At 63.8% G+C, this 15,388-nt stretch carries 16 protein-coding genes; 7 read left to right on the forward strand and 9 right to left on the reverse strand.

Translation table 11 applies throughout. The features are described 5' to 3' along the window. The first annotated feature begins 119 nt into the window (after positions 1-119). Complete coding sequence (locus DOD19_RS20185) at positions 120-1,037, forward strand: LysR family transcriptional regulator (RefSeq protein WP_024979253.1); 918 nt, start codon at positions 120-122, stop codon at positions 1,035-1,037. A 3-nt stretch (positions 1,038-1,040) separates the two neighbouring features. Here DOD19_RS20185 and DOD19_RS20190 read toward each other — a convergent pair whose 3' ends face one another. From DOD19_RS20190 to kdgT, 4 genes are read right to left on the reverse strand one after another with little or no spacing between them, the layout of a single operon-like run. Then, on the reverse strand, positions 1,041-1,889 hold the full coding sequence (locus DOD19_RS20190; RefSeq protein ID WP_112187644.1) for an ureidoglycolate lyase: 849 nt from the start codon (positions 1,887-1,889) through the stop codon (positions 1,041-1,043). 38 nt (positions 1,890-1,927) lie between these two features. Next, positions 1,928-2,686: an SDR family oxidoreductase gene (locus DOD19_RS20195; protein WP_112187646.1), complete on the reverse strand. Its 759-nt coding sequence runs from the start codon at positions 2,684-2,686 to the stop codon at positions 1,928-1,930. Beyond that, positions 2,683-3,141, reverse strand: a complete 459-nt coding sequence (locus DOD19_RS20200; protein ID WP_024979250.1) for a nuclear transport factor 2 family protein — start codon at positions 3,139-3,141, stop codon at positions 2,683-2,685. Before DOD19_RS20200 ends, DOD19_RS20195 begins: the two co-directional genes overlap by 4 nt. 51 nt (positions 3,142-3,192) lie before the next feature. Beyond that, positions 3,193-4,209: a 2-keto-3-deoxygluconate transporter gene (gene kdgT / locus DOD19_RS20205; protein ID WP_024979249.1), complete on the reverse strand. Its 1,017-nt coding sequence runs from the start codon at positions 4,207-4,209 to the stop codon at positions 3,193-3,195. A 278-nt stretch (positions 4,210-4,487) separates the two neighbouring features. Between kdgT and kduI the strand changes: the two genes are divergently transcribed. The 4 genes from kduI (at position 4,488) to DOD19_RS20225 (ending at position 8,193) form a co-directional block, all read left to right on the forward strand. Then, complete coding sequence (gene kduI, locus DOD19_RS20210; RefSeq protein WP_112187648.1) at positions 4,488-5,324, forward strand: 5-dehydro-4-deoxy-D-glucuronate isomerase; 837 nt, start codon at positions 4,488-4,490, stop codon at positions 5,322-5,324. Between the two features lie 4 nt (positions 5,325-5,328). Then, positions 5,329-6,114, forward strand: coding sequence for a 2-dehydro-3-deoxy-D-gluconate 5-dehydrogenase KduD (kduD, locus tag DOD19_RS20215; RefSeq protein ID WP_112187649.1), 786 nt, complete (start codon positions 5,329-5,331; stop codon positions 6,112-6,114). Between the two features lie 84 nt (positions 6,115-6,198). Continuing rightward, entirely contained in the window at positions 6,199-7,038 is an 840-nt protein-coding gene (gene kdgR, locus DOD19_RS20220; protein ID WP_112187651.1) for a DNA-binding transcriptional regulator KdgR, read from the forward strand. A 102-nt stretch (positions 7,039-7,140) separates the two neighbouring features. After that, positions 7,141-8,193, forward strand: coding sequence for an aldo/keto reductase (locus tag DOD19_RS20225; protein ID WP_112187653.1), 1,053 nt, complete (start codon positions 7,141-7,143; stop codon positions 8,191-8,193). Here DOD19_RS20225 and prfH read toward each other — a convergent pair. The 5 genes from prfH to DOD19_RS20250 all read right to left on the reverse strand — a co-directional run bounded on the left by prfH (position 8,190) and on the right by DOD19_RS20250 (position 13,057). Further along, positions 8,190-8,807, reverse strand: coding sequence for a peptide chain release factor H (gene prfH, locus DOD19_RS20230; protein ID WP_112187699.1), 618 nt, complete (start codon positions 8,805-8,807; stop codon positions 8,190-8,192). The two genes, DOD19_RS20225 and prfH, sit on opposite strands and share 4 nt — an antisense overlap. Then, the gene (locus DOD19_RS20235) at positions 8,807-9,934 is read right to left on the reverse strand and encodes an RNA ligase RtcB family protein (protein ID WP_112187655.1); all 1,128 of its coding nucleotides are present in this window, start codon (positions 9,932-9,934) and stop codon (positions 8,807-8,809) included. Before DOD19_RS20235 ends, prfH begins: the two co-directional genes overlap by 1 nt. A gap of 260 nt (positions 9,935-10,194) precedes the next feature. Next, entirely contained in the window at positions 10,195-10,398 is a 204-nt protein-coding gene (locus DOD19_RS20240) for a DUF2783 domain-containing protein (protein WP_024979242.1), read from the reverse strand. A gap of 17 nt (positions 10,399-10,415) precedes the next feature. After that, entirely contained in the window at positions 10,416-12,095 is a 1,680-nt protein-coding gene (locus DOD19_RS20245; RefSeq protein WP_112187657.1) for an FAD-dependent oxidoreductase, read from the reverse strand. 2 nt (positions 12,096-12,097) lie between these two features. After that, the gene (locus DOD19_RS20250; protein WP_027680133.1) at positions 12,098-13,057 is read right to left on the reverse strand and encodes an MBL fold metallo-hydrolase; all 960 of its coding nucleotides are present in this window, start codon (positions 13,055-13,057) and stop codon (positions 12,098-12,100) included. Positions 13,058-13,334: 277 nt separating this feature from the next. Between DOD19_RS20250 and DOD19_RS20255 the strand changes: the two genes are divergently transcribed. Together DOD19_RS20255 and DOD19_RS20260 are read left to right on the forward strand one after the other, a co-directional pair. Further along, positions 13,335-14,219, forward strand: a complete 885-nt coding sequence (locus DOD19_RS20255; RefSeq protein ID WP_024979239.1) for an IclR family transcriptional regulator — start codon at positions 13,335-13,337, stop codon at positions 14,217-14,219. Positions 14,220-14,333: 114 nt separating this feature from the next. Next, positions 14,334-15,386, forward strand: a complete 1,053-nt coding sequence (locus DOD19_RS20260) for a branched-chain amino acid ABC transporter permease (protein WP_024979238.1) — start codon at positions 14,334-14,336, stop codon at positions 15,384-15,386. Positions 15,387-15,388: the final 2 nt, after the last annotated feature.

The following is a 15,388-nucleotide window of genomic DNA, read 5'->3' on the forward strand; positions in this document are numbered from 1 at the left end:
GCGGCGTTGCCGCTCTGTTCTGGATTTTTGGTATGCGCGTATTGTCCGGATCGGATGAAAATTTGGAATATCAATGCGAGAATGAGTGCTATTGATATTGTGAATGTTGAGGGGCCGCCATGCTGAATCTGCGGGATGTCGACCTGAACCTGCTGGTGCTGTTTCAGGAAATCCTGCGCGAAAAGCGCATTTCTGTGGTCGCCGAGCGGCTGGGTCTGTCGCAGCCGGCGGTGAGCAACGCGCTGTCGCGCCTGCGCCAGACCTTTGACGACGAACTCTTTGTGCGCACGCCGCGCGGCATGATGCCGACCGCACTTGCCGAGCAACTGGCCGAACCGGTTGCCACAGCGCTCGACACGCTGCAACGCGCCTTCGGCCAGCGCACGCACTTTGAAGCGGCCACCTCCACGCGCACCTTCACCCTTGCCATGAGCGACGTCGGCGAGGTGTATTTCATGCCGGTGCTGGCGCAGTTGTGCGCCGAGCAGGCGCCCGGCGTGCGCATCGACACCATGCGGGCCGGCGGCTTCGATATGAAGGCGGGGATGGAGGCAGGCGCCGTCGACCTGGCCATCGGCGCGTTCGATGATCTTTCCGGTGAGAGCATCTTTCAGCGCCGCCTGTTTCAGCAGGATTACGTGACGATGTTCCGGCGCGGCCATGCGCTGTCCGAAGGCAAGCTCACGCTGGAGCGCTTTCGCGCCGCATCGCATCTGGTGGTGGCGAGTTCGGCCAGCCCCTACAACGCCATCGGGCCGCTGCTGGACAAGGCGGGGATCACGCAATCGGCGCGTTTTTCAGTGCCGCATTTCGTGGCGGTGCCATACATTGTCAGCACGACCGACCTGGTGGTGACGGTGCCGCGCAAGCTGGCCGAACGCGCGGCGCCGCCATTCGGGCTGGAGTTCGTTGCGCCGCCGCTCACGCTGCCGGCACTCCAGACCAATGTGTTCTGGCACCGGCGCTTCCATCAGGACGCCGGCAACCAGTGGCTGCGCAACGTGGTCGCGCAGCGCTTTGCAGAGTTGGAGGGCTAGGCTTCAGCCTGCCGAGACCGTGCGCTGCAATTGTTCGCCCAGGCCGGCAATGCCCAATCGGATGGTCTGCCCCGGCTTGAGATAGACCGGGTTGGGCTTGATGCCCAGCCCCACGCCCGGCGGCGTGCCCGTCGAGATGACATCGCCCGGCTGCAGGCTCATGCAGCGGCTCAGATACGCCACCAGTTGCGCCACGCCAAACACCATCGTGCGCGTGTTGCCGTTCTGATAACGATGGCCGTCCACTTCCAGCCAGAGGTCCAGCGCCTGCGGGTCGGGCACCTCGTCGCGCGTGACGAGCCACGGGCCAAGCGGGCCGAACGTGTCGAAGCCCTTGCCCTTGTCCCACTGGCCGCCGCGCTCGATCTGCCATTCACGCTCGGAAACGTCGTTGACGATGCAGTAGCCCGCCACGTAGTCCAGCGCGTTGGCTTCGTCGACGTACTTGGCAGCTTTGCCGATGACCACGCCCAGCTCGACCTCCCAGTCGGTCTTGACGGAGCCGCGCGGGATTTCGATGTCGTCGTTCGGGCCGCAGATGGCGCTGGTCCACTTGTTGAAGACGACCGGCTCGGCCGGAACCGGCAGGCCGGATTCCGCGGCATGGTCGGCGTAGTTCAGTCCGATGCAGACAAACTTGCCGACACGCCCGACGCACGGGCCAATGCGGGGTTGCCCGCTGACTACCGGCAGCGTGGTGGGATCCACGTCGCGCAGCTTGGCAAGGAATGCGTCCGACAGCACGTTGCCCGCAATGTCGTCGACGATGCCCGACAGGTCGCGGAGGGTGCCGGTTGCATCGAGCAGGCCCGGTTTCTCTTGGCCGTGGGGGCCGAAGCGCAGCAGTTTCATGAAAGGCTCAAATCGGTTGGGGGAAAGGCATCAAGGTATCAATTTGACCAGCCGCCGTCGATCAGGTGGACTTGCCCTGTCGTGAAGGCGGCTTCGTCGGAAGCCAGATAGGCGGCCAGCGCGGCAATCTCTTCCGGCTGTCCGAGGCGCCCCATCGGCTGGCGTGCGACAAACGCAGCTTCGACTTCTGCGCGTGATTTGCCTTGCGTGCGGGCTTGTTCGTCGATGCGCTGCGCGAGCGATGGCGACACCACCGTGCCCGGGCAGATGGCGTTGCAGCGGACGCCGCGCGCCACAAAGTCTGCCGCCACGGCCTTGGTCAGCCCGATCACCGCGGCCTTTGACGTACCGTACACAAAGCGGTTCGGCACGCCTTTGATGCTCGATGCGGCCGACGACATGTTGATGACACTGCCGCCACCGCGTTCCAGCATGCCCGGCAGGAATGCGCGGATGGTGCGGTACATCGACTTGACGTTGAGGTCGAGCGAGAAATCCCACGCATCCTCATCGCACTCCAGTACCGAGCCGGCGTGTACGAAGCCTGCGCAGTTGAAGAGGATGTCGATGCCGCCAAGCTCGGCGGCAAGGGCATTCACCTGCTGGGAATCGCGCACGTCGAGGCGGCGTACATCGAATGGCACATCGTTCAACGCATCGATGTGCAGATCGGTGGCGATTACGCGGGCACCTTCGCACGCAAAGCGCTCGGCGCAGGCGCGGCCGATGCCCTGCGCAGCGGCCGTCACGAGCGCGGTTTTGCCCGCCAGGCGCCCGGGAAAAGCGGCGCCGCTCATTGCTTCGGAAGCAGATAGGCCTGGCGCGCAAACAGGCGCCAGCCATCCGGATGTTTCTTCCAAACCTGCAGCACGCCGATATGCGCGGTGCTGGTCTTGCCGTCGGGCAGATTGTTGACGGAGTCGAACACGTGGCGCACCCACGCGTTGTCGCCGTTGATCTGCACGGTCTGGTTGGTCAGCGCAATCGACTTGAATGAATTTGTGCCGTCCAGCGCCTTGAGAAAGGCTGCGTGGTCTTCCAGCTTGCCCGACGAGTGGCCGTAGGTCAGGTCGTTTTCGATCAGCTTGGTGAGCGTGGTGCCGTCGCTGGCAACCATGGCAACGCGCATGCGCTCCACGGCTTGCGCCACCGTATCGGCGTCAGTGGCGGCATGGGCGAGGGCGCTGCCGGCCGCGAGTGCGGCGGTCATGGCAACACTCGCAATGCGGCGGACAAACGTGTGCAACAGCATGGGCAATCTCCTCTCTGGTCTGGTCTGGTGTACGGTGGCTCGCAGGCGTGGTCAGAAATGGGCTTCGCGGTGCGCAGCCTGCGGCGGCAGGCTCGCGGTTTCCGGCTCGGGTAATGGCGCCGCACGGCCCACGCGACGCACCCACATCGCGGTCAAGATCGGCACGAGAATCGCCGTGACCAGGCAGGCCGTGGCTACCAGCGCGGTTGCGGCCGGCACCATGGGTTTGAACTTCGGAATCATCTCGCCGATGATGGCCGGGTTGGCGACTGCCGCGCCAGCTGTGGACGATGCCGCCAAGCCAGCAGCGCCATTGCCGCCGGCGATGAATTTGTCGGTGAGGATGAGCGGCACGCCGGTGATGATGATCACCGTGAGGCCGAGCAAGAGGCCCGGGAGCCCGCTCTTGGCAATCACGTGCAGGTCGATCCCGTTGCCCAACGCAAAGCCGAAGAACGGAATGAGCGGATGCACGCAGCGGCCGAACAGCTCGCGCAGTTCGCCGTCGAGATTGCCCAGCGTAAAGCCGATCAGGAACGGCAGCACCGCGCCCACGAACAGCCGTGGCTCAAACACGGCAATGCCCGTTGCGCCCAGGATGAACATGCTGACCAGCGGTCCCGATTCGATCGACATCAGCACGAACGCACCGGCTTCTTCCTTGGTGCCGTACTGCTGCATGACGGCGGCATAGAGCCCGCCGTTGGTCATGTCCATCGACGTGGTGATCGCCAGCACCGAGAGCCCTGCAAGGATGCCGGTCTTGATGCCCTCGTCCGGAATGAACTGCGCCGCCACCAGCGTTGCCAGCCACGCCACGGCAATCTTCGTCACGAGCAGGGTTCCCGACTTGCGCAGCACCACACCGGTGGCGTGCAGGTCGATGGTCGCGCCCATGCAGAAGAACCACACCGCCAGGATCGGCACCGTGCCGGTGATCAGGCCGTTGGTGAACGAGCCGAAGTATTTCCCGGCATCGGGTGCGAACGTATGCGCGCATGCGCCCAGCAGCAGCGGCACGAGCATCAGCCCGCCTGGAATGCGGTCAATCGCCTTCTTTATCTTCACGTCTCCTCCGTGAGCCTCTATGGGCTCGGTTGGTTGGGGTCCAACATCATGGAGTGACTATAGCGGATGATATGGAACGATGTTCCATGTTTTTGAATTCGCGGATTTATCGTTTACCCTAGATCGCAAATGTGTGCGGTGCAGCGCTATTCCCCTCGATCAGGGTCTCGTATCAAAAAAATGGATCGACGTTCCGTATTTTTGGTTTTTGTGCTTAAATCCAACCCAGAACAGCCGGCACCCACGCGGATGCCGGCGCATCCCAACGGAGAAATGGCATGGAAGTGCGGCAAGGAATCCACAGCGAACACGCAAAAACCCTCGACACGGCCGGGCTGCGACGCCAGTTCCTGGTGGAACAGGTGTTCGAGCGCGATGCGCTTCAGCTCACGTACAGCCATATCGACCGGATCATCGTGGGCGGTGCGTGGCCGGCAACGCGGCCGGTGGAGGTGCCGGCATCGCTCGCCAAGTCGATGGGCGTGAGCTATCTGCTGGAGCGCCGCGAGCTGGGCGCGATCAACATTGGCGGCCCGGGCTGGGTGGAGGTGGACGGCGCACGGCACGCCGTCGGCAATGAAGAGGCGATCTACATCGGCCAGGGCGGCCAGAACGTCGTCTTCGGTAGCGACGATGCAGCCAGGCCCGCCAAGTTCTACATCAATTGCGCGCCGGCCCATACGGCCTATCCGACGCGCACGATCACACTGGCGCAGGCGTCGCCCGAAACGCTCGGCGATCCGGCCACCAGCAACCGGCGCACGATCTACAAGTTCATCGTGCCGGACGTGCTGCCCACGTGCCAGCTCTCGATGGGTATGACCAAGCTCGAGCCCGGCAGCCTGTGGAACACCATGCCGTGCCACACGCACGAGCGCCGCATGGAGGTCTATTTTTACTTCAACCTGCCGGACAACGCCGCCGTGTTCCACATGCTCGGCGAGCCGCAGGAGACGCGCCACATCCTCGTCCACAACGAGCAGGCTGTGATCTCGCCAAGCTGGTCGATCCACTCGGGCGTGGGCACGCAGGCGTACACCTTCATCTGGGGCATGGTCGGCGAGAACCAGGTGTTCCACGACATGGACCACATCGCCATTGCCGACCTGCGCTGACACCATGCGGCTCGAGAATCCCTATCTCCAGGGCGCAAGCCTGTTCGACCTGAGCGGCAAGGTGGCCATCGTCACCGGCAGCAACACGGGGTTGGGTGCGGGCATGGCGATGGCGCTCGCTGCGGCGGGCTGCGACATCGTGGGCGCCAACCGTTCGGACCCAGCAGGGACGGCCTCGCGCGTGGAAGCGGTCGGCCGCCGGTTTGTTGACGTGCGAGCCGATCTGTCTTCGCTGGAGCCGATCGACCGCATTGTCGACGCTGCGATGGACACCTTCGGCCGTGTGGACATCCTGGTCAACAACGCGGGCATCATCCGCCGCTGCGACGCGCTGGAATTTTCCGAAGCCGATTGGGATGCAGTAATTGACGTCAACCTCAAGGGCGTGTTCTTTCTCTCGCAGGCGGTGGCACGTCAGTTCGTGGGGCAAGGTGGCCGCGGCAAGATCATCAACGTGGCGTCGATGCTGTCGTTCCAGGGCGGCATTCGCGTGCCGTCGTATACGGCATCGAAGAGCGGCGTGCTGGGGCTCACCCGGCTGCTGGCCAATGAATGGGCTGGCCGCGGTATCAACGTCAACGCCATCGCGCCCGGTTACATGGAAACCGACAACACAGCGCAACTACGCGAAGACCGGCAACGCAGTGAAGAGATTCTCGCGCGCATTCCTGCCGGACGCTGGGGCGTGCCGGATGACCTGGCGGGCGCGGTGGTGTTTCTCGCTTCGGCGGCATCGGATTACGTGCACGGCCACACGCTCGCGGTGGACGGCGGCTGGCTGGCGCGGTAGGCAACGTGGGCAGGTGGATTGATGGAACGCGGTATGAGACCGGTTATGCTCTCTCCAGATTTTGAAATCACGGAACCACGAGAGATGAAAGCCACGCCCCGGCAACGCAAGCCGGAAGACCTGTCCGCCAATGAAGCCGTTGATACCGGTGCCGATAAGGCCGAATCGGTCTCGGCGGTCGACAAGGTGTTCACCATCCTGGGCGCGATGGGCGAGCTTGGCGCCGTCGGCCCCAGCGAACTGTCGCAGCGGCTGGGCATGTCAAAGACGACGGTTCACCGCTTTCTGCAGACGCTCAAAAGCCTGGGCTATGTCGCGCAGGAGGGCGACACCGATCGCTACCGGCTGACGATTCGCCTGTTCGAGCTTGGCGCCAAGGCGCTCGAAAACGTCGACCTCGTCCGCGAGGCCGATACCGAGATGCGCCGCATCGGACAGCTCACGCGCGAGGCTGTCCACCTGGGCGCCTTTGACGAAGACGCCATCATCTACATCCACAAGATCGACGCCGACTACGGCTTGCGCATGCAGTCGCGCATCGGGCGCCGTAACCCCCTGCACAGCACGGCTATTGGCAAGGTGCTGCTGGCGTACATGCCGCTAGAGGAGGCGCGCGAGGTGCTGTCGAAGGTGGAGTTCAAGAAATCCACGCAGAAGACGCTCGCCTCTGCCGAAGCCGTGCTGAGCATCCTGCCGCGCGTGCGCCAGCAAGGTTTTGGCGAAGACAACGAAGAGCAGGAAGACGGGCTGCTGTGCATTGCTGTGCCGGTGTTCGATCGCTTTGGCCGCGTGATCGCGGGGCTGTCGATCTCGTTCCCGACCATGCGTTGCGGCGCCGATACCAAGGCGCACTATGTCGCGCTGCTGCAGCAGGCGGGTGCGGCGATCTCCTCGCGCCTGGGCTATCACCCTGCGTCCGACTGAACCTTCTGCAGGATCAGCCGGTCCGTCCTATCCTCTGCGTTGTTTCCCGCATCTGAGCCAGTGCGCTCAGCATTCCATTCCCACCGTATTGGAGTCGATCACATGCGTTACAACCAACTGGGCCGGACCGGCCTGTTCGTTTCGGAGTTGTGCCTGGGCACGATGACCTTCGGCGGCAACGACGGCATCTGGCAGCACATTGGCGATTTGCAGCAAGCCGATGCCGAGCGCCTGATCGGGCGCGCGCTCGACGCCGGCATCAATTTCATCGACACGGCTGATGTGTACGCCAACGGCGTCGCTGAGCAGATGACGGGGCAGGCGCTCAAGAACCTGAAGGTGTCGCGCGACAGCGTGGTCGTCGCCACCAAGGTGTTCGGCCAGACCGGCGATAGCGTGAACGCACGCGGCGCCTCGCGGTTCCACATCATGGACGGCATCAAGGCGAGCCTGAAGCGCATGCAGCTCGACCATATCGATCTCTATCAGATCCATGGTTTCGACCCCGCCACGCCCATCGAAGAAACCGTGCGTGCGCTCGACACGCTCGTCCAGCATGGTCACGTGCGCTATGTGGGTGTATCGAATTGGGCGGCCTGGCAGATCGTCAAGGCGTTGGGAATTGCCGAGCGGCTCGGCTGCGCACGCTTCGAAAGCCTGCAGGCGTACTACACCGTCGCGGGCCGCGATCTGGAGCGCGAGCTGGTGCCGATGCTCAAAAGCGAAGGCCTGGGCCTGATGGTCTGGAGCCCGCTGGCCGGTGGCCTGCTCAGCGGCAAATACACGCGCGAGCAGCACGGCGAGCAAGACAGCCGCCGCAACAAGTTCGACTTCCCGCCGGTGGACCGTACACGTGCCTACACGTGCGTCGATGCCATGCGCGTCATGGCCAATGCGCGCAGCGTTTCGGTCGCGCAGATTGCGCTTGCGTGGCTGCTGCATCAGCGCGCAGTGACCACCGTGATCGTCGGTGCCAAGAAGATCGAGCAGCTCGACGACAACATCGCGGCCACCAAGGTTGAACTGACGGCGGAAGAACTGGCGCAGCTCGATGAGCTGAGCAAGCTCCCGGCCGAATACCCGGGCTGGATGCTGGAGCGGCAGGGCGAGTACCGGCGTGGCCAGCTTGCCGGAACGCGGCAGGCCGGACGCTAGTCTGCCGGCTCAAATCGTTCGCCTTTGAACACGCGGTGCGGGTTGCCGCGCTCCACCTGGTGATGGAGCGCGCGCCGTTGCGCACGCTGCGCCGCATCGGTTGCCGCGTCGTGGTCCGCCAGCTTGTGTGCGAGCAGCAGCACGGCCAGCCGCTTGTTGGCGTGCTGGCTGCGCTCGGTTTGCACCTTCACGCTGATGCCCGTGGCGAGATGTGTGGCCCGCACGGCCGATTCCGTCTTGTTGACATGCTGCCCACCGGGGCCTGACGAACGCGTGGTCTCGAAACGGATCTCGCTGGGTAGCGTTGCCGAGGGCGCCGCACAGCGCGCCACCCCGAAGAACCAGTTCTTGCGCGCGTGCCGCGGCCGATACGGGCTGGGGCATGTCCACTGGATCGTGCCTTCCCATGCTTGCGCCAGGGTGTCTTCAGCGTCGCCTTCCAGGCTGACCAAGGCGGAGCGCAGCGTGCCGCTGCGCTCACCGTCTTCCTGTTCCAGCAGTTCCAGTTGAATGCCTGCGTCAACGGCCTCGCGTTGCAGCCGCTCAAGCGCTTTCCCCACAGCCAGCTCGCATTCGGCCGGACCTTGCGCAGAAGAGAGTTCCAGTAACACCATCAGCAGCATTCCCCACGCGTCTTGTACGTCAACACCGGGCGCAGGCGCGCGAGCACCTTTACCAAGCCGGCGTCCACCAGTGGCGCGATGACGCTGTCGATCGGCTTGTAGGCTTCGGGCGCCTCTTCGTAGATCAACTGCTTGTCTTCGCAGATGACGTGGCCGCCGAGCTTGGTGCGGTTGAGCTGCGCGGGCGTGAAGCGGCGGATGAGCCGGTCTTTGCACTCGCTGCGCATCCACTTGCGACCGGCACCGTGAGCGAGCGAGAACAAACCGTGCTCGCTCGGGCGTGGCGCGACGAGGTAGCTGTAATCCCCCCGCGAACCCGGGATGACGACCACGCCGGCATCCGATGGTGTTGCGCCCTTGCGATGCAGCCAGCCGCCTTCGCCAAACACGGTGGCCGGAGCGACAAAGTTGTGATGCACGTCGAGCAACACCTTGCCCTGCGCGTGCAGGCGGTCGAGCATGCGGCGCGCGATGAGTTCGCGGTTGGCCCTGGCAAAGTGCAGCGCGGTGTCGTGGCGCGCCAGATAGGCGGCGCATGCCGCACCGTCCTGTGCAAGCCCGGCGTGGCCATACATGCGCACCTGTTCTTCGAGGATGGCTTGGCCGAGGCCCCGTGAGCCACTGTGCACAAGCAGCAGAAGCTGGCGCGGGTCCAGCGGCAGTTCATCTGCGTCGTAAATCTCGTCGATGCGCTGCAGCTCGGCGAAGTGGTTGCCACCGCCGATGGTGCCAAGCGCGGTATCGAAGCCGGTGCCATTCGGCGCCAACGATGCGACAAGCTCGCTCCAGCTCTCGTCGAGGGGCGTGTCGATGTTGCCGAGACGCTTTTCGAGCTTGTCCAGGCCGATCTTGTTGGCGTCCAGATCGGTGGCCCACAGCGCCATGCCGCAGCCGATGTCATTGCCGATCAATGGCGGATACAACCGGCCGACCGAAAAAAACGCCGCGCCGACGGGGTAGCCGCGACCCGGATGCAAGTCGGGCATGCCGGCCACGTGGCGCATGCCGTCGAGTGCTTTGGTGGTTTGAAGTTGTCGGATCGCGTCGCCTTCGATCCAGGTGTCGTCCGAGGCGATCAGGGAGACGCCGTCGAACAAATGCAAGATGCAATTGCCCATGAACTATCCATATCAGGTCTGAAAAAAAACTGATGTGGCAGGCCGAAGGCCGGGCAATGCGAAGACGCTGCGAACGGCAGCGCGAGAGATTCGATCAACCCAGGCAAGGGCCTGCAAAGGGGAAAGCAAGGTGACGCATGACGTTTTTTCCTCCTATGCAAAATGGTTGATCGGTAAGCGGGGCGGATACTAGCACCGCACTTTGCGCAGTCGCAAGTACGATCAAGCGTAAGTGTTGGATTGTTGAAACGCGGTGGCGCTCAGGTTGCTGCCGGCAATGCGAGTCGCGCCGCTGTCAGCGCTTCACGCAATACCGCCATGTCGCCGATATGGTTTGCGAGCAGCAGGATGAGTTGCGCGTTGAGCATCGCGCTGTGCTCGTCGTTCAGGTTGCGATGCGCGTCGATCAGCGCTTCGTAAAAATCATCGGGGCGCGGCAAGTTGGGTTGCGTGTTCAGCGGCATGGCGGTCGGTATTCAGCTCAGGCGGAGACAGCGGTGTGGGGCTTTGCTGCGGGCGCCGTTTGTCCGGTGGCGCGGAGCAACGCAGCGGCCAGCTTGGCAGGCTCAAGCGCGCGCCAGCGTGCGCAGACGTGCTGGTCGGGCCGGATCAGGTAAGTCGTGCCGGGGCGTGCGTCATAGCGTTGCACGACCAGGCCGTCAATGTCTTCCAGCGCCGTCACGTTGGCCGACACCGTGCCCATGCCACCCACTGGGAAGATTGCCAGCGTCGGCAGCGGCAGCGCATCGACGTGTTCTCCCGCACCGCAGAAACGTAGCGCCATGAAGCCGCCGTGCAGATGACTGAGGAGCCAATCGGCACCGCCATCGGCATTGCGCACCGGTGCGTCGAGTGCGACCGCGCCGGGCACGAGCGCGCAGGCGAAGGGCGCTTCATCTTCTGTCTGCAATGCAGAGCCTTCAAGCACCGTCGGCATTGAGAGCCGCCCGCTGTTGACCAGCGTCCGCGCAAACGGATAGTGCTTGGCCAAGCGCAGGGTGGCATCGCGAAAGAGCCGGCTGACCGCGCTCTTGGGCGTGATGAAGTCCGTCGAGCGGGTGGAGTGGCGGATGTTGTCGTCGGCGGCAAACTCGCGCTCGCTCGCGTAGGTGTCGAGCAGCGCGTCGGGCGCATCGCCGGCAAGCACCATGCGCAATTTCCACGCGAGGTTCTCGGCATCCTGCAAGCCGCTGTTGGCACCGCGCGCGCCGAATGGCGATACACGATGCGCGGCATCACCGATGAAGAGCACGCGGCCGTGGCGGAAGCGGTCCATGCGTTCGCACGAGAACGTATAGACGCTGACCCATTCCAGCTCGAAATCGACGCCTTGCCCCAGCAGCGCACGCACGCGCGGGATGACGCGCTCGGGTTGCTTCTCGGCTACGGGGTCGGCGTCCCAGCCGAGCTGGAAGTCGATGCGCCAGACGTTGTCGGGCTGATGGTGCAGCAGCACCGATTGATTCGGGTGGAACGGCGGGTCAAACCAGAACCAGCGCTCGCTGGGGAAGGGCGCATCCATGCGCACGTCGGCGATCAGGAAGCGGTCTTTGAATGTCTGGCCGCGGGCTTCGAGGCCCATCATGTGACGTATCGGGCTGCGCGAGCCATCGGCGGCGACCACGTATTGCGCGCGCTGCGCGTACGTGCCGTCGGGCGTCTCGATGGTGAGCGTCACGCCATCGGCATCCTGCGTGAGGCCCGTCACCTTGTTCTTCCAGCGCAGCTCGATGTTCGGCAAGGCTTGCGCGCGCTCAACAAGAAAGCCTTCCACGTAGTACTGCTGGAGGTTGATGAACGCCGGCCGGCGGTGTCCGGTTTCGGGCAGCAGGTCAAAGCTGTAGAGCAGTTCGTTCTTCAGGTAGACCTTGCCGACGTTCCAGCTCACGCCTTTGTCGACCATGCAATCGCCGCAGCCGAGTCGATCGAAAATCTCCAATGAACGCTTGGAGAAGCAGATTGCGCGCGAGCCGGTAGACAGCGTGCAATCGTCGTCGACTACCACCACGGCCACGCCCTGCTGTGCGAGATCGATGGCCGTGGCCAACCCCACCGGCCCTGCGCCGACGATAACGACGGGGCGAGCTTCAGTTGCCGCGCCGGGTTGCTGTTCGGTGCACGGCGTATACGGGAAGACGCGGTTCTGGAAGTCGGGGTTCATGTTCAGCCTTGCAGGGCGGCCCACATTTCCTTGTCGCGCTCAGCAGTCCAGATGCGCGGGTGCTTGATGCCGCTGGCCTCATCGAAGGCACGCGTCACATCAAACGGCAGGCAGTGCTCGTAGATGAAGACGCTGCCGAATTTCGGGTCCATGGCCGCGCGGGTGTGCGCCATGGCGGCTTTCAGGTCCATCTTTTGCGCGACGGCTTCCTTGCCGCGCTGGAGCAGGGTAGACACGAAATCGCGCGTATAGGCCAGACCCTTGTCGACTTCGGCCGGATTGAGCAGCGCCGGGCCGCGGCCGGGCACAAGCTTGTCGGCACCGAGTGCGCGTAGCGCATCCAGTGTGGCGGGCCATTCTTCGAGTTGGGCGTCGCCGCAGTAGCAGGCGGCGTCGTATTCGACCAGATCGCCGGAGAACAGCACCTTCTGCGACGGGATCCACACCACCGTGTCGCCCTTCGTGTGGCCGGGGCCGAGGTGCAGGATCTTCACTTCCAATTGCCCAAGGAACAGTGTCAGCTCGCGCTCGAACACCAGCGTCGGCCACGTCAGGCCCGGCACGGTTTCCACGCCCGCGAACAGGCGCGGAAAGCGTTCGATTTCCGATTTCATATCGGCCTCGCCGCGCTCGACGATCATCTCGTAAGTGCCGCGGCTGGCAATGATGTTCTGCGCGCCTTCTGCAAAGTAGGCTGATGCGCCGAGCACGCGCACGGCGTGATAGTGCGACAGCACCACGTGCTTGATCGGCTTGTCGGTGATGGCGCGGATGCGTGCGATCAGGTCTTGCGCCATCGCGGGCGTGGCGGTGGTGTCGACGATCAGCACCGAGTCGTCGCCGATGATGACGCCCGAGTTCGGGTCGCCCTCGGCTGTGTAGGCGTAGGCGTTGGGGGAGAGTTGGGTGAAGGTGACTTGTTTGGCCTCGAGGTCGGCTTGCGAGGCGAAGGCTTTGGCCATTCTGTCACTCCTGGTGTAGTGGATTACGGTTGGGGGAATTGTTCTTGAACGTGCTCGGGCCGGAAAGCTTGGGTTGGGGCGTGCTGATACCAAGCCATACCGAACGCTGGCAATCATAGACCGCAGGGTCTGGGGATGCGCCTAGGGTATACGTGAATTATGATTAGAAGCATTGTTTCTACAATGCATAAAAATCAAAAACTGGCCGTCGAGGCGAAGCTGCGTGCTACGCTCGCAGCACTTTGTCGGCTCAGCCCAGCCAATGTGCCCCCAAGACATAGAGACTCCGGAAGTCGAAGACGACCTGCCACCCGATGGCGATGCTGAAGACGCGCGCGCAAACCGTGACCGTTCGGGCATCCAATCCATCGAAGTCGGCTCTCAATTGCTGGTGGCGCTGACGCGTGCCATGCGGGCGATGGCGCTGGGCGATCTGGCGCGTGCGGCGGGTATGCATCCGTCCAAGGCGCATCGCTATCTGGTGAGCCTGCAGCGCGTGGGCGCGGTCTCTCAAGACCCGCTGACCGGGCGTTACGAACTCGGCCCGTTTGCGCTGCGCCTGGGTTTGGCCAGCCTCAACCGCTCCGATGCCATTGTCCGCACGCGGCCGTTGCTTGCCGGTTTGCGAGACCAGACCGGCCACACCATTGGCATTGCCGTCTGGAGCGATCGTGGCCCGACCGTTGTGCATTGGGAGAAGGCCGGTGGTGCGCCTGGCGTGAACCTGCGTATTGGCGACGTCTTGCCGATGCTCAATTCCGCCACCGGCCGCCTGTTTGGCGCCTATCAACCGATGGAGCAGACGCTGCCGCTCGTTGAGCGCGAACTGCACGAGCGCGCCAGCGACGACCTGCCGGGCCTGCCGCGTTCGCTGACCGATTACTACCGTCTGTGTGAAGACGTCCGCACCGAAGGCGCATCGTGGGTCACGGGTAGCTTGCTGCCGGGCGTGAATGCCCTGTCGCTGCCGGTGTTTGGTGCGCGCGGGCAGCTTGTGCTGGTGCTGATCGCGCTGAACCTGCAACCGTTGTTCCACGCGCAGCGCGGTGGCGAGCTGGAGCACACGCTGCGCACGTTCGTGATGCGCCTGTCTGCCATGCTGCAGGCGCCCGCGGTCAGCCCCGCCAAGGCCAGCAACCGGCGGAGCAGGGCGACGCGTTAGGGTTGTCGCCAATTTCATCCTGTCGTAAGAAATTTACTATCTCGTAACTCGTGGCGCCCCCTCGCCCGGTTCACATCCGGCGCGAACTCCACGACTACAAGAACGAGGAGCTTCATGGACTTGTCGATTGCCGCCATCCTGGCGCAAGACGGCGTGACATCGGGCGCGATCTACGCGCTGCTGGCACTGGCGCTCGTGCTGGTGTTTTCCGTCACGCGCGTGATCTTCATCCCGCAGGGCGAATTCGTGGCGTACGGCGCGCTTACGCTGGCGGCCATCCAGGCCAACAAGGCGCCGCTCTCGGCCAGCATGCTGGTGACGCTGGGCGTGCTGACGTTCCTCGTCGAGATGGGCCGCACGCTGCTGCAACCCGAACTGCGCCTGCATGCGCTGCGCACAGGCGCGATCTATGCAGTCAAATACCTGGTCTTTCCGACTGCGGTGTACATCGCCGCCAGCATGCTCGCCCCGATGACGCTGCCCATGCTTGCGCAGGTCGCGTTGACATTGCTGATCGTCATTCCCATGGGCCCCATGATCTACCGCCTGGCCTACGAGCCATTGGCCGAAGCCAGCACCCTGGTGCTGCTGATCGTTTCAGTGGGTGTGCATTTTGCGATGGTGGGCCTCGGCCTTGTGATGTTCGGCGCGGAAGGCTCGCGCACGGATGCGTTTTCCGATGCGCGCTTCGATCTGGGTGCGCTCACCGTGTCGGGCCAGAGCCTCTGGGTAGTGGCTGTATCGGTGCTGATGATCGTGGCGCTGTACTTCTACTTTGGCCGTACGGTGTCGGGCAAGGCACTGCGTGCGACGGCGGTAAACCGGCTGGGTGCGCGGCTGGTCGGCATCGGGACCACGCAGGCGGGGCGTCTGGCGTTCACGCTGGCGGCGGCGCTTGGCGCCTTGTGCGGCATCCTGATTGCGCCGCTCACGACGGTCTACTACGAGTCCGGTTTCCTGATCGGCCTGAAGGGGTTTGTGGGCGCGATCGTGGGCGGTCTCGTGAGCTATCCGGTGGCTGCGCTGGGCGCGCTGCTGGTTGGGTTGCTGGAGTCGTATTCATCGTTCTGGGCGTCGGCGTTCAAGGAGGTGATCGTGTTCACGCTCATCCTTCCCGTGCTGCTGTGGCGATCGCTCACCACCAAGCATGTCGAGGAAGAGGAATAAGC

Origin of the sequence: Ralstonia sp. GX3-BWBA (genome assembly GCF_003290055.1) — a bacterium.
Taxonomy (GTDB): Bacteria; Pseudomonadota; Gammaproteobacteria; order Burkholderiales; family Burkholderiaceae; genus Ralstonia; species Ralstonia holmesii.